Genomic DNA, 20,108 nt, shown 5'->3' with positions numbered 1-20,108 from the left:
GAACCGGCACGATCACGCCATCTGGTGAGCGTCGCCGGCTCGTGGACGGCCGATGAACGAGGTCTCGGAAGCAATGGTCACCAGAGTCAGTTCAACGCGCGCGCGGCCGGTTTCGACCGTGATCTTGTCACCGAGTGCGAATGGCTGAACTATCGAGATTTCAGGGTCGATCCGAGGCCATTGGCGGGGATGTCCGTATACGTAGATCGCGGTCACGCCCGCACGCGGAGGTAGGCCCTCGACGCCGTCGAACAGGACGGTGTCGAAGGCTCCCTCAGACCCTCCACCCTGCCCGGACACACGGAGTCGGTCAGGCACTCCCATGGAGTCGGTGAGCGGGGTCCAGGCACCCGGTCGATCGGTGTGGACGAGTACTCGTGCGCCGGTCGCAATGGCTCGAAAGATCAACTGTTGAGCCAGATAGAGTTCGCCCGCGACGAAAACGGTGTTGACGCCGGGTCCCGACATTCTTGCCGTGACGCCGTGCCCGTTTCGGTCCGAGCCGATGAGCTGGCCGCAGCCGGCCAGGGGCAGAGCGAGTGAGTCGAGTGTGCCGCCATCCATGCGGATGTGCGGCGTGATCGGATCCAGCGCGGTCAGTGCGGTCGGCAAGTTGGTCAGCAATCCGTCGCGCTGGCGCCCACGTAGCGAGACCAAACCGGCCAGCGGTGCGTTCTCAGGTGGATTGCGTGTGGTGAAGCGACAGGTCGCACTGACCTTCGCCGTTCCGCGTTCGCCGGTCGGGCGCAACCGAATTGTCACGGACGTCCCGACCGTTGCCACTGCCCATACCTGAGTCAGGGTCGCGGCTGTGATGAAGCGGGGTTCGATCCCGTATCCGATGTTGGACACGCCGGGCAAGGGGGTACTTCGCCACGTTTCGGTGACCTCGTGGCTGGCGACTCCTCTTGTCACCTGGACTGTGGACGATGCGATCTCCGGTGCGGTCAGGATCCGCGCCTTGCATCCCGTTGAATCGAGCACCCGGATGACACGATTTGCGGCAACAGCGATCGCGCGACCCGCGCCCTGTTCGCCCCCGCCTCGGCGTTCGACTGCTGCACCACCCTCCAAAGCGTCGAAACGTAGAGCAAGCCAGACACTTCTGGTGGCGGTGGCCGGTAGTGGTCCGATGAGACGTTCGTAGACTTCGGTGGCCGGCGTTCCCGATGCGGCGCGGTATCCGTGACTGACAATGTCGATGCCGGTGAGTGAAATATCGTGCTGATAAAGACAATTGGCGAGGGCTGCCGTGGGAAGAAGGTGGGAAGCGTCGAACGAATGACGCCCGATTCTGGTCAGGTAGTCGCGTGGGGGAGCGATCTCGACGACAGCGACGAGTGAAGATCCCTCCACTCGGAGCCCGATCGACTGCTCGGAGGGGGAGTGAAAACTGACGATCGTGCCGCCGCCGACGTCCTTGCGGCGCAGATAGCGAAAGTACTTGACAATCCAGGACATTACCGACCAACCGCCCACATGAAGCAGCATTGATCCGGCGACCATACAACCGATTGCCAGCGCCCAGAGCCAATCCAGCCCACTGGCCATCGCGATTCCGCCCGCACCGATTCCGAGAATCTGTGCCGACACGAATTCGTGCGTCGAAATCCTGTGCGACGACGGCCAATGCCTCAACCGCGATCGGTCCACGGTTCCTCCCCGATACCTGACCTGCGAACTACCCGAAAATTTCCGCCCCGGCGAAACTGTACTGTGTCTTCGCAAGGGGATGTAAGGCACGGGGGGAATGATGGCTGCGACACCTACCACTCGCTGGCAGGTCAACGGGTACCGATTCTTGGTCAGGCGGATGGAACACGCGCTGGTCAGACGAGACGTTCGGATGCTTTACGATCCGATGCGGTCACAGTCGCGCGCCTTCGCCGTCGGAATAGTCCTCGCTGCACTGGGATTGGCGGGTTGCGCGGTGCTTGCTCTGTTTCGGCCACAGGACAAGATCGGCGATGCGGATATCGTCGTTGCAAAGGAATCGGGCGCGATGTTCGTCGCCATGGAGGGTACTTTTCGCCCTGTGCTGAACTTGGCATCCGCACGACTGATTCTGGGTTCGCCAGGAAAACCGGCAATAGTCAAGGCATCCGAGGTCGAGGCGAAACCCCGGGGCGCGCTCGTCGGCATTCCCGGCGCACCGTCCGCGCTGCCGGAATCGGCCGACCCGACCAACGCATTGTGGACGGTGTGCGATTCCGTCGGATCCGACGGGAGAAAATCGTTGACGACTTCGGTCCTGGTCGGCTCGTCCAATGTCGGTGAAAACACGACATATCTGACGAATGACCGTGCATTCCTGGTGAAGTTGGGGGCCGATCACTTTCTCGTGTACGACGGAAAGCGAGCGGAAATCGATGTGGACAATCCGGCGATCATGCGGGCTTTGGGGCTGGAAGGGGCACAGGCGCGACCGATCAGCATCGGATTCCTCAATTCGATTCCCGAAGTTCCGCGCGTCGACGCTCCGCGAATTCCCGAACTGGGCTCAGCACCCCGGTTTCCTCTGCAGAACAAAACTGTCGGCTCCGTCGTCCAGGTTTCGGCGGGTGCGGACCCGCAGTACTACGTGGTACTCGAGAACGGTATCCAGAAGGTCGGCGCGGCAGTCGCTCAACTGATCTACTTCTCGGATTCACAGGGCGCCACCGGGATCACGAACGTCACCCCTGATGCCATCAGTCGTATTCCCTCGGTGAGCGAGTTGACCGTCGACTCGTTGCCGCAGGCGGTTCCGGAGATCGTCGATGATCGCGGCGCGCCTGTCGGCTGTCTGCAATGGGCTCCCTCGCCTGCAGTCGAGGGCGGCGAAAGTAGTTCTGCAACGCTGAAACTCGTCGCTGGATTGCAGGTTCCGATCCTGGAGGGGGGCAAGTTGGTATCCCTGGCGCAGGCGGACGGATCGGGTGACAATCTCGACAGCGTCCATGTCGAACAGGGATTCGGCGGATTTGTTCAAGCGACCGGAATCGAGACGAGCAGCACCAGGCGCGACGGAGTGTTCTACGTATCCGATACCGGTGTGAAATACGGAGTTCCAGACGAAACCTCGGCTCGCGCACTCGGATTGACGCGAACGCCTGATCGCGCGCCGTGGCAGATGCTCGACCTACTTGCATCAGGTCCTGCGCTCGAGAAGGAAAACGCACTGATAGCTCACGACGGAGTCGCCCCCGATACAGCGCCGGCCGCTCCGGTGAACTGAACAGCGCTGACGGTTCAGAGATCGATGTTCCGGCGTTCGGGAAGATGCCGACGAATGACTCGACGAAGGGGCACCGATGCCAACAGCGTCAGTAGGGCGAGGGTGCCGACCGTTCCGGCTCCGACGAGTGCCGCGTCGCGAGATCGGTTGTCGGGGGTCGGCGGCGTGGGTAGGGGATCGATCGATACCGACTGATGATGGACCTGGACGGGTTCCCCCGGTGCCGATTCGCCAGTTACCGCAGCGAGTGGATCGATGACGCCGTGACCGACGTAGGGATTCCAACCCTGCGCCGGAGCGTGGGCCGTGGCTTCGATACGTCGCATGACCTCGAGCGCAGTCAGTTCCGGGTGAACCGACCGGACCAGTGCGGCGGTTGCCGCGACATAGGGCGCAGCGAAACTGGTCCCGTTGAACGACTGTACGGCGCCGTCAGGGCCGTAAACCCCGTTGGTCAGACCGGGCGATGTCGGGTGAAGCGAGGTGATTCCGGTGCCGGGCGCCGCCACGTCGACCCATGGACCTCCGAGGCTGAATGAGCTGGCGGCGCCAGTGGGGTCTACCGACCCGACGGTGAGGACATAGTCGTCGTACCAAGCCGGACTGGCAATCGTCACAACCGAGTCCCACGGATCGGCTAGGGGAGCGAGGGGATCCGGCGGTGGATTCTGGTTCTTGCACCCTCCTGATCCGACGTTACCTGCAGCAGCGACGACTACGACGTTCTTCGCGGCCGTGGCGTATTCGATTGCAGCGCCAAGTCGTTGGTCGTTGATCCCGTCCCCGGCAGGCTTACAGGCGACTTCGGAGATGTTGATGACGCTTGCACCCATGTCCGCAGCGTGACGGACCGCCGATGCCATGGTGTCGACGTTTCCGTAGCCAGACGAGTTCTCGGCTACAGCAGGGTCTTCGCGTTGGCCGGTCACCGAGAAGGCGGCACTGGACTGCCTGATCGAGATGATCTGTGCGTCAGGCGCAGCTCCGGTGAATCCGGAACCCTCGACCTGCTGGGCGGCGATGAGACCCGCCACGACTGTTCCATGTGAGTCACAATCATCGGTGCCGTCGGAGGTCCCGACATAGTCACCGCCGCCTTCGAGTGCCGGTAGCCGGGGATGTCTGCTGACGCCGGTGTCGATGACAGCAATTCGCTGCCCTGCCCCTCGGGTGATCGGCCACACCGAATCGAATCCCAGATCCTGTTGAGAACGTGGGATATCCGCACCGTCACCACCCGCTACGGCGGGGACGCACAGGGTTCGCTGTTCGGTGGGGTGGGGAGGTGCGGGCGGACCGTCCTCCGGCAGCATTGCAGGATCGATGGGGGAAGGAACCGCACTCGATGCGCCACCCGCCCCGGCGAGAACTGTGAAGGCAACGATCACGAATGCGGCACAGGTGTTTGTCGCGCGTCGAATCACCATCGAGATCCGATCGCTCAGAGACCGCGCATGAGCGCGAAGAGCCCGCTGACCCAGCAGATCAGCGGAACGATTGCTGCAATCGCAGCGAGGTCCAACAGTTCGGCCGCGCGCCGCATCACGGGGCTGAATGTGTTCTGGGGGGCGAGGATTCCCAGAATCAGTGACAGGAGGAGAACAGTCATAGTGATGGCGAAGACGACCAATGCATGGTCGCGATGGGTCCATGCCATGTCGCCCAGGAGAACGAGAATCACCGAGATGCCTGCCGCGATGAGTGGGACCGCCTGCTGTGCGCCCGCATAGGTGCGCCCGCGAAACATCAGCACGACGGCCGTCGCCAATGCGAGAGCAAGGTTCGGCCAGACGATTCCCTGACCGGTCCAGGACCACCCGAGTGCGACTGCGGCAGTGAGCGCGACCACCGACGTGGCCACGATCAGTCCGGTCAGATAGCTACGAGCCCGCCCCGCCCTGTCGGTCAACTCGGTCAGCCCGGGTAGCTCGGGCTCGGGCACGCCGTCGCGATCGTCGTCGAGGGGATTACTCGGCGTCGGAACCGGGGGAAGCGGTAATCGCGCGAACAGCATCGACAGTCGAGCAGTGAACGTGAGAACGATCAATGCCGCGGCAATCACCGCGCTGCTGACCGTCGCGGTGCGCGCCTCGGGAAGCGTCGTCGTGACGGCGAAGGTGCTCACCGCAGCAAGGAGGACGACGAGAAGTGTGGTGAAGACGGCTAATCCGGCACCGCACAAGCGGAGGCAGATCAGAGTTACCGCGGCTGCGAATGCCGAACCGAGAAGGAGATGAGCAGAAAGGACAGTGCCGGGTACACAAAGTGCGCCGGAGACGAAAGCCAGTGGCACCGCCGTGCATCCGAGTGTGATGGAGCTTGCAGTGTCTGCGTACACGCGCGCTGCCACGACGGCGGTGACGGTGAGCACCAAGGACGTGACTCCGCCGCAGACAGCGCCGATCAGACCCGTATCGCCGAGGACCAGGGCGAGGGCCGCGATGAGCGCTGCGACGAGGGCGGCGGACGAGCCGACGACGCGCGCGGTGATCGGAGTCCAGCGCCGGTAGATGTCTGCATCCGTGGCCGCGACGGTGTACATGATGTCGTCGAAGAGTGGGGGCGGGGCAGCCGTGTCCGCGGCCTCGAGTACGAGCAATTCCCCATCGCGTATTCCGTGCTCGTGCAGCGACAGCATCGGTGCCAGCGGCGCCCTGCCGACTTTCGACAGAGTCCAGTCGACGGGCTCGAATTGTTCGGTGCTGTGGTCGAACTCGTTGAGATTGCTGTGGTTGACAATTGTGTCCACAATGCCCGGAATGACCGCCGTGAGTGGAACACGAAGCGGCACCGCAAGATCCACCTGCGAATGGGCTGAAAGTACCGTCAACCTGCACAGTTCGGCAGAATGGGTCGCGCGTGGTCCGTGTCCGGTGTGTGCAGCGCTGGTTGTAGTGGTGCTGGTCAAGATCTGTCCCCTCCCATGACGCGATTCCCCTGTCGCGTCACCCCAGTTCACCCGAACGATACGACATGAACTGCGCGCCCGTGTCGGAGACAGCGCCGACAACAGGTGGCACCGACCCGAGTGTCGGTGTTGTGATCTACTCTCTTGCAATTGCGCGAGTACGCCTTGGGGGGCCGGCGGTAGCCGGGACGAGGCGCATGTCGGCAACAGTTGCAGCACCGATGGGGGTGGGTGAATTGAGCACTGTCAGATTTGCGCGTCGAGCGCGCCGTGAATCGCCGCGCACACCGGGCGGCGAGGTGACGCTTCAGGCCCCACCGGAGATTCCTCGCGTCACGCCGGGAAACCTACTGACCAAACTACTTCCGGTGATCATGGTGGTTGCCATGATCGGCATGGTGGCGCTGATGTTCTCTTCCGGCATGGCGCGCAATCCGATGTCTCTCCTGTTTCCGGTCATGATGATGGTGTCGATGCTCGGGATGCTCGCCGGGGGCGGTCGTAGCGGTGGAGCACGGGCGTCCGAAGCGAACGAGGACCGCAAGGACTACCTGCGGTACCTGGATCAGATGCGCAGCGATGTTGCTGCGACGTCTGGTGCGCAGCGTGCTGCACTGCAATGGAGCAACCCCGAGCCGTCGTTGCTCTGGACGTTGGTCGGAACTGTGCGGATGTGGGAACGTCAGATCACCGACTCGGACTACTGCCACGTTCGGGTCGGTCTGGGTACACAGCGATTGGCCACCAGACTCGTATCTCCGGAGACCGGGCCGGTCGAGGATCTCGAACCCGTCGCCGCTGTCTCGCTTCGGCGATTCGTTCGTGCGCATTCGGTTGTCAAGGATCTGCCGACAGCCGTCTCGCTTCGCGGATTTGCTGCGATGTCCATCGAGGGGCAGAGAGATTCCGCTCGTGCGCTTGTCCGCTCGATGTTGATGCAGCTGTGCACTTTCCACGGTCCGGACACGGTCCAAGTTGCGGTGGTGTGCGGTCCCGATACCGAATCCGAGTGGGAGTGGGTCAAGTGGCTCCCACACGTGCAACATCCGGAGTCTCAGGACGGCGCCGGCACTTCACGTATGGTGTTCGGTTCGTACCTCGAGTTCGAGAGTTCCCTCGGTGAATCGCTTTCGATGCGTGCTCGGTTCGCCCGCAACACTCCAGCGAGTGCGGGCGTTCCGCATCTCGTGTTGGTCGTGGACGGTGGCTTGCTCGAAGGTGACACCGGCCTGTTGTCCGAATCCGGGCTCGACTCGGTGACCGTCCTCGACCTGTGCGGGTTCTGCCCGCGCTTGGCGGCGGCGCGTGGTCTGCGACTGGTCGTCGGTAGCGAGCAGATCGGCGCGGTGAGCAGCGCAGGAGTCGAGAACTTTGCGACGCCTGACGCTGCGACGACGAGCCTGGCCCAGTCGTTCGGACGTCGCATCGCACCGTTCCGCGCGGCATCGCAGAACGCCGTGGACGCAGCCGACGACGACCGGTCCCTTCGGACTTGGAGCCAGATGTTGGGGATAGGAAATGTTGCGAGGTTCAATCCCGAGCACGGCTGGCTGCCACGTCAGGGGCGCGACCGACTCCGCGTGCCGATCGGTGTCGGACAAGACGGAAACCCCGTCGAACTGGATCTGAAGGAATCGGCCGAGAACGGTATGGGTCCGCACGGGCTGTGTATCGGAGCCACCGGTTCTGGCAAGTCGGAGTTCCTGCGAACCTTGGTGCTCGGCCTGATCGCGACCCATTCACCCAACGCACTGAACCTCGTACTGATCGACTTCAAAGGTGGTGCAACCTTTCTCGGCCTCGAAGAGGCGCCGCACGTTGCTGCGATCATCACCAACCTTGCCGAGGAATTGGCGATGGTCGATCGTATGAAGGACGCGCTCGCCGGCGAAATGAATCGTCGACAAGAACTGCTGCGTGCGGCGGGAAACTTCGCAAACGTGTCCGATTACGAGAAGGCGAGGCTGGCCGGCGCTGCACTCGATCCGTTGCCTGCACTCTTCGTGGTTGTCGACGAGTTTTCCGAACTGCTCAGTCAACAGCCGGAATTTGCCGAATTGTTCGTGGCCATCGGGCGATTGGGGAGGTCACTTCACATCCACTTGTTGTTGGCCAGTCAGCGGCTCGACGAAGGAAAGCTTCGGGGGCTCGACAGCCATCTTTCGTATCGGGTCGGTTTGAAAACTTTCTCGGCGAACGAGTCTCGTTCCGTTCTCGGTGTTCCCGATGCTTATCACCTACCAGGCACGCCCGGTGCGGGATATCTGAAGTCCGATTCTGCTGAGATCGTTCGCTTCCAAGGTGCATACGTGTCAGGCCCGTACGAGGGCGAGCGGATAGTGCCCACTCGATTCTCGGTCGATTCCCCCGTCGAACTCGCGCCGCTGCCCTTTACCGCGACGCCCGTGATCGGGCCGGAGGCTGTTGTCGGTCCCGTCGAGCCCGATGTCGTCGACATGGGTGAAATTGGTGATGATGCACGTACTCTCATGGGAGTCCTCGTCGACCGCATGCGCGGTCACGGTCCGCGCGCGCACGAGGTGTGGCTCCCGCCACTCGAGGCATCTCCGACGCTTGACCAGTTGCTGCCGCGGTGGGCGGCCGGTGATCAACCTCGCGGAAATCTGAGCGCACCCTTCGGCATAGTCGACAGGCCGTTCGATCAGCGCCGCGATCTTCTCGTCGCCGATCTCAACGGATCGACGGGCAACCTTGCGATCGTCGGAGGCCCGCAGTCGGGAAAATCGACGGCGTTGCGCACATTGATCCTGTCTCTGAGCATGACGCACACGTCGGAACAGATTCAGTTCTACTGCCTCGACTTCGGCGGTGGAACGCTCCTCGGGTTGAAGGATCTGCCGCACGTCGGATCGGTGGCAAACCGCTTGGATTCCGACCGCGTCCGGCGCACGGTTGCCGAGGTACTCGGTGTGGTCGCGAAACGAGAGCGGCTGTTTCGTGACCTCGGTATCGACTCGATGGCCGATTTCCGAAGACTGCGAACAGTTGATCCCACCGGGGAAGGTGTGGCGGCGGGACTCCGAGATGACCCGTACGGTGACGTCTTCCTCGTCGTCGATGGTTGGCCCAGTGTTCGTTCGGATTTCGAATCGCTCGAGCCTCAGATCAACATGCTCGCCGGTCAAGGATTGTCCTTCGGTGTGCACGTGATCGTCACGACGTCGAGGTGGGCCGAGATCCGGCCGGCACTCAAGGACCAACTGGGTACTCGTATCGAACTTCGGTTGGGCGATCCGGGAGATTCGGATGCGGGTCGCCAGAAAGCCGGCCTGGTGCCGGAAGGTCGACCGGGTCGTGGCATCACACGCGACGGACTTCACCTTCTTACCGGACTACCTCGAATCGACGGTTTGCCAGGTAGTGAGAACTCCAGCGGGAGTGTGACGGCGACGGTCGAACGTATTGCGGCCATGTCGAATTCGCGTCCGGCACCGACCGTGCGGATGCTTCCGGATTCGTACTCGCGGGCAGAACTTCTCGAAACTGTCGGGACCCGGTGGCCCTCACCGAGTGCGGCCGACGGTCGGTGCCTCACCGTGCCGATCGGCCTCGGTGAGACCGACCTCGCGCCGGTGTACATGGACTTCCGGGAACACCCGCACTTCTTGATATTCGGCGACACCGCGTGTGGCAAGACATCTCTTCTGCGCGCAATAGCGGAAGGGATCATCGCGTCGAACACACCGGCCCAGGCCAAGCTGATTATCGGTGACTATCGGCATTCCCTGCTGGGAGTGGTCGAAGGGAATCACCTCGGCGGGTACTCGGCGTCGTCGACGACCTTCGGAGAGTTGATGGTCGACTTGGCTCGGATAGTCGCCGCGAGGATGCCGAACGCCGAAACAACGCAGCAGCAATTGCGGGAACGATCGTGGTGGAGTGGGCCGGAGATTTATGTACTGATCGACGACTACGACCTTGTGGCTACACCGAGTGGAAATCCGGTGGCGCCGTTGCTCGAATACATTCCGCATTCCAAGGACATCGGTTTGCACCTGGTGATTGCCCGCCGTTCCGGTGGTGCGGCCAGAGCATTGTACGAGCCGGTGATCGCGAGAATTCGCGACATGGCACCGGCCGGATTGATCATGAGCGGGAGTCGTGACGAGGGAAATCTCGTCGGCACCGTCCGCGCGTCGACATTGCCGGAAGGTCGTGGGGTCTACGTTTCTCGCTCGCAAACCCAACTTGTCCAAGTTCCGTGGATGCCACCGCTGTGACCGTTCCGTCCTTGGTGTCAGTCTCGTTACATTGGGGTCCATCCAATATCTGGGTGGTATCGGGTCAACGCGAATTCTGTTGCAGTGCAGACCTCAGACGGGAAACGGCGTCGGGTCCCGGTACCGGTGAAAATGCGATCGATTTCGTCGACGACGACTATGTCGACGTAGATGGTCGGATTGTCCCGACGGTTTTGGAGCTGGCCAGGCTGATTTCCAGGGCGATGGACGGGTGCGGAATCGTCGATGTAGACATTCTCTATCTCAGTCATCCCTCGGATTGGGGTGCCCCACGCAGGCGGCGATTGCTCGATGCCGCACGGCGAGTGGCGCACGACGTCGTCCTCGTTCCGACGTCGGTCGCGGCGGCGAGGTCGGCTCACACAGCCTGGCGATCGCGGTGCGTCGTCCTCGAACTGCGTGGCGGAACGGTGGTCGCTTCTGTTGTCGGTGAGGTCGACGGCGAACTCCGAATCGACGGGGCACAAAGTTCGGCGATCGCAGACGTTGCGGGGTTGTTTTCCGCAATAGGGGACTTGTCGGTTCGGGACGCCGTGGTGCTGGTCGGGCCGCGCTCCCATGCCGTTGCGGCTTCGCTCGAACGTGGCTCGACGAATGTCCACGGCCACGCGAGCATTCGAATTCTGGACGAGAGTCGGGTGGCGTCGTCTCTGGTGGATGCTCAGACGCTCGTTCGCCAGACAACCGCGCGGGACAGTTCCGGTCGAATCGTCGACAATTCGGCTTTTGGCGCCGGGTGGGTAGGCGATTCGGATGGCGCGATGTCGATTACTTCCATGGACTCGACTGCCTCCTCACCGCGTCGAGTCGGCGGGAGGAACGGAGGCCGTCGATGGTTCGCTGCGGCGCTTGCGATGGTCGCCGTCGTCGCTGTGGTCGCGGCAACGGTTGTGGTGTTCACTCGCGATCGAAGCGATTCTCGGTCGGCAGGGTCGGTCGCAGCTACGGCGGAAGACGAAGTTGAGATCGCGGAGGCGTCGAAAGATCAGGGGAAGCCCGCACCGAAGACTTCGATTCCGTCGATCGAGCCCGATGCCACGCCGGAACTCAGGCGTGTGGACCTGGGAAGCGTTGCAGCAGAGTTGCCTTCCGATTGGAAGCTTCTGTCACCAGGGACTTCGAGCGGTCGTACCGATTTGATACCCAGCTCCGGCGAGGATCGCAAGATCGTGGTCATCGAGAAACGTCTTGAGGAAGGTGCGGGATTCGATTCCGTCGAAGCTGCTTTGCGTCAGCAGTTTTCGGCGTTCGAGGACCCGTTGCGGTTCGGAGAGTTTTCTGTGATCGACGATGCCGCAGGAAAACAGGCAGTGGTGTACGTCGAGTTTCCGGACGATTTCTCCGAGGTGCGTTGGCACGTGTACGTCGGCAACGGTCGGCAAGTGAGTATCGGCTGCCAGTATCTGGTCGGTGAGTGGGACAGTCTCGAAGCGGACTGTCTGCGGATGTGGCAGTCAATCGAATTCAAACCATGATCGGATCGGTCGGTTCTGAAAATATTCTTCGGTCGGGCCGGAACCGTTGGCACGGAGATCGCGTCAAAGTATGTGTAGCGCACATCAGGGAGTTCCGCTCGGACCCCGGTGCACATTCGACGGGCAAGCCGTCGTGTGTGATCGCCGATTCCGAACGGTACTCACCGAATCCAGGGGGACGACATGGGCTTTACCGCAACTACCGCTGAACTGATCGATTCGGCGGGGACCATCGACGGACATCTCGGTGACATCAGGGGACTGGTCAACGCTGTTCGGTCGGAGGCCGACGCTTCGCACAATTCGTGGAACGGCGCCGCACAGGTCGAATACGCAGGAATCATGGAGCGATACAACAGCGCGGCCCTGAAGTTGGACACTGCTCTGACCGACATCTGCGAGCAGATCAAACAGGCTGCTGGAACCTTCGACTCGACCGAAGACGACAACGTCAGCGCGCTTCGCGGCGCGACGGTGAACATGTCCTGACCGTGAGCGCTTCACCGTTCGATCAAGCAGTCCTCAGCCAGTAGTTCTCACAATTTCTCTCCAGTCACACCGAACCGGGAGCAGTTATGTCCGACAGGATCAAGTACGACTTCGGCGGCCTCGCAATGCTGTCCGACCAGATGAAACAGCAGGCCAAAGCGATCAACGACAAGCAGGGCGACATCAAGGTTGTCGTAGACAAGCTGCAAGCAGGCTGGGAAGGGGCAGGCTCCGAAGCGTGGAACGACGCACAGCGCCGCTGGGCCCAGGCTTCCGAAGAACTGAACATGGTTCTCGCGCAGATCGCCGGAGCGACGGCGAGCGGCTCGGAGAAGATGCAGGAAGCTGATCGGATCGCCGCAAACGGGTTCGGTCGCTGACAGCATTCATGTCGTGATGACACCCCGCCTGCCCCGGTACCGTCAGGTTGCCGGGGCAGGCGCATGTCGATCGCTTACCCCCTGGTTCCGGGGAGGGCGTTGTCGACGGCGATGGCTGCGCTTTGACCTGGCAGCGGGTAGACCGGTATCGTCTATCGGTGGCGTGCCGTAGGGCTCCGGCAGAAATGCGTGGAGACCGGCGGTTCTCGGGTCTCAACTGGCCGCCGAGGATCGTTTACGCGATACGCACATGGTCAGCAGTGGAATGAATTAAGACGAGGAAGATCTGTGTCTACGTACACCCCGAAGGCCGGAGATGTGACCCACACGTGGCACGTCATCGACGCCACTGACGTGGTGCTCGGCCGTCTTGCCGTTCAGGCAGCGAACTTGCTGCGTGGCAAGCACAAGCCCACCTACGCGCCGCACATCGACGGTGGTGACTTCGTTGTCATCATCAACGCAGAGAAGGTTGCCATCAGCGGCAACAAGCTCCAGGGCAAGAACGTTTACCACCACTCCGGATTCCCGGGTGGCCTGAAGTCCCGCACTGTCGGTGAGGTCCTCGACAGGACTCCCGATCGTCTCGTCGAGAAGGCCATTGTCGGCATGCTCCCCAAGACGAAGCTCGGCCGCGCAATGAGCAGCAAGCTCAAGGTCTACGCGGGCCCGAATCACCCCCACACCGCGCAGCAGCCGGTGCCGTTCGAGATCAAGCAGGTCGCACAGTGACATCGCCGGAAGAGCAGAACGTGTCCGAAGAGAACATCGAAGCAGTGGAAGAGCTTGTCGCCGCTGACGCAGTCGAGGTCGTCGAAGAGGTTGCTGCAGCTACGCTCGCACCGATCGTCCTCGATCGCCCGGTCCAGACCGTCGGTCGCCGCAAGGAGGCTGTCGTTCGCGTCCGGATGGCTCCCGGCACCGGTCAGTTCAAGCTCAACGGCCGTACGTTGGAGGATTACTTCCCCAACAAGGTTCACCAGCAGCTGATCAAGGCTCCGCTGGTGCTCGTCGAGCGTCCCGAGTCTTTCGACATCATTGCACTGCTGCACGGTGGCGGCCCGTCCGGTCAGGCAGGCGCACTGCGTCTGGCTATCGCGCGCGCACTCATCGAGGTAACCCCTGATGATCGTCCGGCCCTCAAGCGTGCAGGCTTCCTGACGCGTGACGCCCGCGCGGTCGAGCGTAAGAAGTACGGCCTGAAGAAGGCCCGTAAGGCATCGCAGTACTCCAAGCGCTGATGCTTTGCCGAGGTTGACCCGACGGGTCTGCTTCGGCACCTGTTCACCACGAGAGCGGGCGTCCATCGTTACCGGACGTTCGCTCTTGTGTTTCTCGGAGAAATTCCATTCTCGAGTTCCATTCTCGAGGTTCACAGGATTCAGGAGTCGTTCTATGGGTCGGTTGTTCGGTACTGACGGTGTTCGTGGACTTGCCAATTCGGATCTGACTGCAGATCTTGCATTGAGATTGGCAGTGGCCGCGGCGAGCGTACTGACAGCCGACACCTCGGATGCACGTCCGACCGCCGTGATCGGCCGCGATCCTCGCGCCAGCGGTGAGATGCTTCAGGCTGCGGTGACGGCCGGGTTGAGTTCCGCAGGCGTCGACGTGCTCGACGTGGGTATTCTTCCGACTCCGGCAGTTGCCTACTTGACGGCAAAGCTCGACGCCAGTCTCGGTGTCATGATTTCGGCATCGCATAATCCCATGCCGGACAACGGAATCAAGATCTTCGCGGCCGGTGGACACAAGCTGGACGACGCCGTCGAGGTGGCGATCGAGGATGCGCTCGACGGCGCTGCAGCGCCTGTACTTCCGACCGGTGCCGGGATCGGCCGAGTCCGTACCGTCGACGACGCCTCTCAGTTGTACCTGGCACATCTGGCGAGCGCGGCTAGCGAGCCGCTTGCCGGACTCACCGTTGTCGTCGACTGCGCCAACGGCGCCGCTTCCGCGCTCGCACCGGCTGCCTACGCCGCAGCGGGCGCTCGCGTCATCGCGATCAGCGCCGATCCCGACGGCCTCAACATCAACGATGGTTGCGGATCGACGCACCTGGAGAATCTTCAGAAAGCCGTGGTCGATCACGGGGCGGATCTAGGGCTCGCACACGACGGCGACGCGGACCGCTGCCTGGCAGTCGACGAGACCGGAGCGGTGGTCGACGGCGACGCGATCATGGCTGTTCTGGCGATCGCGATGAATGACGCCGGCGAATTGGTCGAGAACACTCTCGTCGCGACCGTCATGAGCAATCTCGGGTTGCACATCGCGATGCGGGAGGCCGGAATCAACGTCGTGACGGCGGCCGTAGGTGACCGCTATGTCTTGGAAGAACTGCGTGCGGGCGGGTACAGCCTCGGTGGAGAACAGTCAGGCCATGTCGTGTTGCCGGCGTTCGGTACCACAGGCGATGGAATTCTCACCGGTCTCCGTTTGCTCGGACGCATGGCTCGTACGCGCAAGTCGGCATCCGCATTGGCCGCAACGATGACCACCCTCCCGCAGGTGCTGATCAACGTCAAGGTCGGCGACAAGGCGACGGTGGCAGCGTCGCCGTCGGTACTTGCGGCAGTCGCGGACGCCGAGCGCGTTCTCGGTGACGGTGGTCGAGTGCTCCTGCGTCCGTCGGGGACAGAGCAACTGGTCCGCGTCATGGTCGAAGCAACCGAACTCCCGCTCGCGCAGAAGTTGGCCGACCAGTTGGCCGAGATCGTCGGTTCGGTGTAGCCCCACATCGCGAGTTCGCGTTGCCGAGAAAACGTAGACGCGTTCGCGTTTTCGAGGGAACGTAAATGCGCCCCGCTGCGTCCAAGGAGTCATAGGCCGCTCGACGTGCGAGTGGTTCCGCTCAAACTTGGGGGTCGCTCGTGGACGTCGACCGTGCTGGAACAGATGAATTGGCACGCCGTGCGGTGTCGGCGGCTCAGGATCTGCGCGCTTCTGCGGAACCGATCAGGCATTTGCGATTCGGCGGTGCTGTTTCGGGCCGTGACTATGCCGAGCACGGGGTCGCGTTGGCCTCGGCATTGGCGGTCGTGAATTCCCGCTTGGTCGGGCGTGCCGATTTTCTCGAGATGCTGGGGCGCAGGCTTTCCTCCTCGACCGAGGCGGTCGTCGACGTGGACCGTGCGGGCGCGCAGCGGTTGCGCGGCTCCGGCGGGTCGGCTTCGTGACCCCCAACAGCGTGACGCCTCACGCCGTGACGAACGGCTTTAGGTTCGTCGAAGATATTCTTGCACTGCGTGATTCGCTCATGCATCCCGACGAGATCCTGGATGCTGGTGCGAGAGGACTGCAGTTCTTCGGTCGATTTCACGACCTGGCCACTCAGTTGGGTTTCGAAGAACGACTGCTTACGTCCTACGAGGATTCGTATCGTGCTGAAGTGGGCATCGATTTGGAGGCACTGACGCGAGACGTGTCGGACTTGGCTGGGGCCGTGGATGGTTCGGTCGCGGAGATCACGATGCTGACGGTCCTGGCGGAGAACCTTCCAGCGGTGTGGAATGTTTCCGGAGTGGATGTGGTCGTAGATCAGGTCTTCGGGGCGAGGCGAGAAGCTCGGTCCGATGCAGATTCGGCGCCACTGTTGATCGCACTGGCTGACGAATTCGCGCGGACTGTTCGAACGGCGCTGGCCGACAAGGCTTTCAAGGTGGCCAGTCTCGACCGGGCGACGATCGGCGGTCTGGGCGTGGGGGAGATCGAGCAGTTGACCCGCGCCGCTTCCAGCGGTTGTGGTGCGGAGCAATGGCTGGAGACAGTTTTTCGTTCTGTGTATCTGGACGCTCGCGACGAATTCGACAGGGCGTGTGCGCAGTGCGCGAGTGCAGTAGGCGATGCTTTCGACGTTGCGACGCAGTGGCTGACAGATGCGTTCCCGTCAAGCTTGCCGGTCGCGGAGCCGAGCGCTTCCGGTGCCGCGGCGTCGCCGTTCTCGTTTTCGATCGGCGGCAACGTGTGGGGCTTCTCGATTACTCCCGACGGTCGCGGGGTGAGTCTCGATGTCACCGGCGCTGACGGGAGCGCTGCGTCGGTCAGCGTGGAGTTGGACGAAAATGGTTGGCCGCGAATAGTGTTCGACGCCGATCAGGAAACGCTGCAGGAACCGCCCCAGTCGGAGGTACTTCAGCCCGAGCTGCCGGTTGAAACCACCACCGAGGTATCCACCACCGAGGTATCCATCACTGAGGTTTCCGCCGCTGAGGTATTGCCGGCGCCGGGTCCGGAGATGGAGCCAGACGCGGAGCCGCCTGTCGCAGTTCCCGAGGAGTCGTCTGCCGTCCCCGCCGACGAGACGGGTGCCGAGTTGGCCGGCGCTGGTCCGCTGTGAAGTCCGTACACGCGCCGTTCGAAGCGATCCGGCGAACCCTCGATGCTCAACTCGACGATTTCCGTGAGCGCAGAGCAGTCGCGGCGACCGAGGAAGCGCGTCGGAGCCCGCCGTCGCTGCGATTCGATACCGAAGTTGCCGCGAACGACACCGCTGACAGCGATCCTGACAGCTCCGTCGGAGTCGGCCCGTACCTGCGGTCCGCGTCCGAGCCGACGCCGACTGAGCCGAGCCCGCCGCCGAAGACGGGGGCGAGCCCGGACCCCTACTTACGCAACAGCTGGCTGGCCCGCGCGTCGGAGTGAGGTTCGACCGGGAGCAACGGTGACGTGTGCGGGATTTCGACGTCGGGATCAGCGAAGTCCTTGTACTTCTTGTCTCCGGTCAGATGGAACAACAGGAAGCCCGTGAGCAGGCACCGTGTGGCGGCCTGTGTCTTACGCTCGGACCCACCGAGACCCAGAGCGCCGAGGAGTCGTCGGCCTTCGATCAGTCCGGCGTCCTGACCGTCGTTCACGGTACGTGCCACGACGGGTCCGCCCCACTCCACGCTCAGGGGGCGGGCATTGCTGGTCATGGAATCGACGTCGTCTTCGCCGGCGAGGATCAATCCGGGCGCTGTGATCTTCGACGCGTAGTTCTCCGCCTTGGGTGCCGTCGGGGCTGGGAACAGCGCGGCGACCGCACCGACATCCCCACGTTGAGCTGCCGCCAGCACTGCCGCGCCCGCGCCCATGCCGTGACCGGCAAAGGCGACCCGATCGGGTTGGACGCTGATCTGGCCGGGGCCGAGGCGTACGCCGACGCAGATGTCGAGAGTGGCCCGAAGATCTGCCGCCAATCCGAGATGTGACGGGACCGGACCGCGTTCGCTGTCGGGCGCCGCTGCGACGATTCCCCAGGAAGCGAGGTGCTGGAGTGTCTGCTCGTACTTGTGGGACCCGACCATCCACCCGTGCGCGAAGGCAACGGCGGGGAGATTGAAACCGGTTTCCGGCGTGTACACGACACCCGGCTGTCCGGCCAGGGCGAGGTTGCCGCGGAGAACTCGATGCGGGCCGCGCTTGGACAGCTCACGGGTCAGTGTCTTCAGTTTCGGTGCCACGGTTGAAGACGTTATCCGATGAGCCGCCTCGTGTATGCGGAGCGGACACTGCAACCAGGTGCGGGAACCGCAAAATGCGCCCACTGCCGATGTCCAAGTACCCTGAGTCACCATGTGCGGAATCGTGGGATACGTCGGCCACCGCCCAGCTCTGGGCGTTGTGGTGGAGGCTTTACGGCGAATGGAGTATCGCGGGTACGACTCGTCGGGAATCGCGATTCTCGACGGAACCGGTGGGGTCGAGATCGAGCGTAAGGCCGGTAAGTTGGCCAACCTCGAGGCGGAGCTCGGCGAGTACGGCGCGGATCACTTCGTCGGTACGTCCGGTATGGGCCATACCCGGTGGGCGACGCACGGGCGTCCGACGGATCGCAATGCACACCCGCATCGTGATGCGTCGGGCAAGCTGGCTGTCGTTCACAACGGAATCATCGAGAACTTCGCCCCGCTGCGAGCGGAGCTCGAGGCTGCAGGCGTCGAGCTTCAGAGCGACACGGATTCCGAGGTGGCAGTCCACCTGGTAGCCCGGGCGTACGCGCAGGGGTCGACGGCAGGCGACTTCATCGAGAGTGCCCTGTCGGTGGTTCGCCGGTTGGAAGGTGCGTTCACGCTCGTCTTCACGCACGCCGACCACGCGGACACGATCGTCGCCGCCCGCCGCTCGACGCCGCTCGTCGTCGGTGTCGGTGAGGGCGAGATGTTCCTCGGCTCCGACGTCGCCGCGTTCATCGAGCACACGCGCGATGCGGTTGAACTCGGACAGGATCAGGCAGTGGTGATCACTGCCGACAGCTACCGGATCTCGGACTTCGCGGGCAACGAGGCAGAAGGACGCCCGTTCCGCATCGACTGGGATCTCGCGGCCGCCGAAAAGGGTGGTCACGACTACTTCATGCTCAAGGAGATCGAAGAGCAGCCGACTGCGGTTGCCGACACTCTCCTCGGACACTTCGAGAACGGGAAGATCGTCCTCGACGAGCAGCGGTTGTCGGACCAGGAGCTGCGCGACGTCGACAAGGTGTTCGTCGTCGCCTGCGGTAGTGCTTACCATTCCGGCCTGTTGGCGAAGTACGCGATCGAGCATTGGACGCGTCTACCTGTCGAGGTCGAACTCGCCAGCGAATTCCGTTACCGCGACCCGGTTCTCGATCGTTCGACGCTCGTCGTCGCGATCTCGCAGTCGGGGGAGACGGCCGACACACTCGAAGCTGTCAAGCATGCCAAGGATCAGAAGGCACGGGTCCTCGCGATCTGCAACACCAACGGTGCGCAGATCCCTCGCGAGGCCGACGCCGTCCTCTACACCCGGGCAGGACCGGAAATCGCGGTCGCGTCCACCAAGGCGTTCCTTGCGCAGGTGACCGCGAACTACCTCGTCGGTTTGGCTTTGGCGCAGGCGCGCGGCACCAAATATCCGGACGAGGTTGCCCGCGAGTATGCCGACCTCGAAGCGATGCCCGCTTTGGTCAGCAAGGTACTCGAGACCGCAGAACCGGTGCGCGCGTTGGCACGCCAGTTCGCGCACGCGTCGACCGTGCTGTTTCTGGGTCGCCACGTCGGCTACCCGGTGGCGCTCGAGGGTGCGCTCAAGCTCAAGGAGCTTGCGTACATGCACGCCGAGGGCTTTGCCGCCGGTGAGCTCAAGCACGGCCCGATCGCCTTGATCGAGGAGGACCTTCCGGTCATCATCGTCATGCCGTCGCCGCAGGGCCGCGCTGTCCTGCACTCGAAGTTGGTGTCCAACATTCAGGAGATCAAAGCGCGCGGTGCGACGACGATCGTCATCGCGGAGGAAGGCGACACCGTCGCCGCGGCGCACGCGGATCACCTGATCGAGATTCCGGCGTCACCTACCCTGCTGCAGCCGTTGCTGTCCACGGTTCCGTTGCAGATCTTTGCGGCCGAGGTTGCAGCCGCACGCGGCTACGACGTC

Annotated in this window: 16 protein-coding genes; 12 read left to right on the top strand and 4 right to left on the bottom strand. The window is 62.8% G+C overall.

The window, feature by feature from the left end; all coding sequences use genetic code 11:
- Positions 1–12: 12 nt before the first annotated feature.
- Positions 13–1,653 (bottom strand): type VII secretion protein EccE, encoded by a 1,641-nt coding sequence (eccE, locus tag DBV08_RS03750; protein WP_124566551.1) that lies wholly within the window; start codon positions 1,651–1,653, stop codon positions 13–15.
- Between the two features lie 97 nt (positions 1,654–1,750).
- Between eccE and eccB the strand changes: the two genes are divergently transcribed.
- A complete protein-coding gene (eccB, locus tag DBV08_RS03745) occupies positions 1,751–3,217 on the top strand; it encodes a type VII secretion protein EccB (protein WP_124566550.1) in 1,467 nt (488 codons plus the stop codon).
- A gap of 14 nt (positions 3,218–3,231) precedes the next feature.
- Here the strand turns inward: eccB and mycP are convergent, their stop codons facing one another.
- A complete protein-coding gene (gene mycP / locus DBV08_RS03740) occupies positions 3,232–4,644 on the bottom strand; it encodes a type VII secretion-associated serine protease mycosin (protein ID WP_124566549.1) in 1,413 nt (470 codons plus the stop codon).
- A 14-nt stretch (positions 4,645–4,658) separates the two neighbouring features.
- On the bottom strand, positions 4,659–6,125 hold the full coding sequence (gene eccD, locus DBV08_RS03735) for a type VII secretion integral membrane protein EccD (protein WP_124566548.1): 1,467 nt from the start codon (positions 6,123–6,125) through the stop codon (positions 4,659–4,661).
- A 197-nt stretch (positions 6,126–6,322) separates the two neighbouring features.
- Here eccD and eccCa point away from each other — a divergent pair, with 197 nt between their 5' ends.
- The 10 genes from eccCa (at position 6,323) to DBV08_RS03685 (ending at position 17,375) form a co-directional block, all read left to right on the top strand.
- Positions 6,323–10,366, top strand: a complete 4,044-nt coding sequence (eccCa, locus tag DBV08_RS03730; protein WP_260395275.1) for a type VII secretion protein EccCa — start codon at positions 6,323–6,325, stop codon at positions 10,364–10,366.
- A 53-nt stretch (positions 10,367–10,419) separates the two neighbouring features.
- Entirely contained in the window at positions 10,420–11,862 is a 1,443-nt protein-coding gene (locus tag DBV08_RS03725) for a type VII secretion-associated protein (protein WP_260395274.1), read from the top strand.
- A 183-nt stretch (positions 11,863–12,045) separates the two neighbouring features.
- Entirely contained in the window at positions 12,046–12,351 is a 306-nt protein-coding gene (locus tag DBV08_RS03720) for a WXG100 family type VII secretion target (protein WP_095968907.1), read from the top strand.
- Positions 12,352–12,437: 86 nt separating this feature from the next.
- Positions 12,438–12,731, top strand: a complete 294-nt coding sequence (locus DBV08_RS03715; protein WP_003940975.1) for a WXG100 family type VII secretion target — start codon at positions 12,438–12,440, stop codon at positions 12,729–12,731.
- A 288-nt stretch (positions 12,732–13,019) separates the two neighbouring features.
- The gene (gene rplM, locus DBV08_RS03710) at positions 13,020–13,463 is read left to right on the top strand and encodes a 50S ribosomal protein L13 (protein WP_003940842.1); all 444 of its coding nucleotides are present in this window, start codon (positions 13,020–13,022) and stop codon (positions 13,461–13,463) included.
- The gene (gene rpsI, locus DBV08_RS03705) at positions 13,460–13,972 is read left to right on the top strand and encodes a 30S ribosomal protein S9 (RefSeq protein ID WP_095968908.1); all 513 of its coding nucleotides are present in this window, start codon (positions 13,460–13,462) and stop codon (positions 13,970–13,972) included. Before rplM ends, rpsI begins: the two co-directional genes overlap by 4 nt.
- A gap of 154 nt (positions 13,973–14,126) precedes the next feature.
- Complete coding sequence (glmM, locus tag DBV08_RS03700; protein ID WP_095968909.1) at positions 14,127–15,464, top strand: phosphoglucosamine mutase; 1,338 nt, start codon at positions 14,127–14,129, stop codon at positions 15,462–15,464.
- 140 nt (positions 15,465–15,604) lie between these two features.
- On the top strand, positions 15,605–15,910 hold the full coding sequence (locus tag DBV08_RS03695; RefSeq protein WP_124566546.1) for a hypothetical protein: 306 nt from the start codon (positions 15,605–15,607) through the stop codon (positions 15,908–15,910).
- A complete protein-coding gene (locus tag DBV08_RS03690; RefSeq protein ID WP_124566545.1) occupies positions 15,907–17,070 on the top strand; it encodes a hypothetical protein in 1,164 nt (387 codons plus the stop codon). Before DBV08_RS03695 ends, DBV08_RS03690 begins: the two co-directional genes overlap by 4 nt.
- Positions 17,067–17,375 (top strand): hypothetical protein, encoded by a 309-nt coding sequence (locus DBV08_RS03685; RefSeq protein WP_124566544.1) that lies wholly within the window; start codon positions 17,067–17,069, stop codon positions 17,373–17,375. Before DBV08_RS03690 ends, DBV08_RS03685 begins: the two co-directional genes overlap by 4 nt.
- Here DBV08_RS03685 and DBV08_RS03680 read toward each other — a convergent pair.
- Positions 17,336–18,175, bottom strand: a complete 840-nt coding sequence (locus DBV08_RS03680) for a chlorophyllase/cutinase-like alpha/beta fold protein (RefSeq protein WP_095968912.1) — start codon at positions 18,173–18,175, stop codon at positions 17,336–17,338. The two genes, DBV08_RS03685 and DBV08_RS03680, sit on opposite strands and share 40 nt — an antisense overlap.
- A 112-nt stretch (positions 18,176–18,287) precedes the next feature.
- On the opposite strand from DBV08_RS03680, the gene glmS reads away from it, so the two are divergent.
- Positions 18,288–20,108: glutamine--fructose-6-phosphate transaminase (isomerizing) (glmS, locus tag DBV08_RS03675; RefSeq protein WP_124566600.1), on the top strand; the 1,821-nt coding region annotated here is incomplete at its 3' end.

The sequence above is a fragment of the Rhodococcus sp. KBW08 genome, assembly GCF_003852455.1.
Classification (GTDB): domain Bacteria; phylum Actinomycetota; class Actinomycetes; order Mycobacteriales; family Mycobacteriaceae; genus Rhodococcus_F; species Rhodococcus_F baikonurensis.
The sequence above is the reverse complement of the archived record's forward strand: the minus strand, read 5'-3'. Positions and strand labels throughout refer to the sequence as shown.

Coding starts and splice junctions, on each gene's coding strand:
- eccB (WP_124566550.1), top strand. CDS start 1,751: ATGATGGCTGCGACACCTACCACTCGCTGGCAGGTCAACGGGTACCGA.
- mycP (WP_124566549.1), bottom strand. CDS start 4,644: ATGGTGATTCGACGCGCGACAAACACCTGTGCCGCATTCGTGATCGTT.
- eccCa (WP_260395275.1), top strand. CDS start 6,323: ATGTCGGCAACAGTTGCAGCACCGATGGGGGTGGGTGAATTGAGCACT.
- DBV08_RS03720 (WP_095968907.1), top strand. CDS start 12,046: ATGGGCTTTACCGCAACTACCGCTGAACTGATCGATTCGGCGGGGACC.
- DBV08_RS03715 (WP_003940975.1), top strand. CDS start 12,438: ATGTCCGACAGGATCAAGTACGACTTCGGCGGCCTCGCAATGCTGTCC.
- glmM (WP_095968909.1), top strand. CDS start 14,127: ATGGGTCGGTTGTTCGGTACTGACGGTGTTCGTGGACTTGCCAATTCG.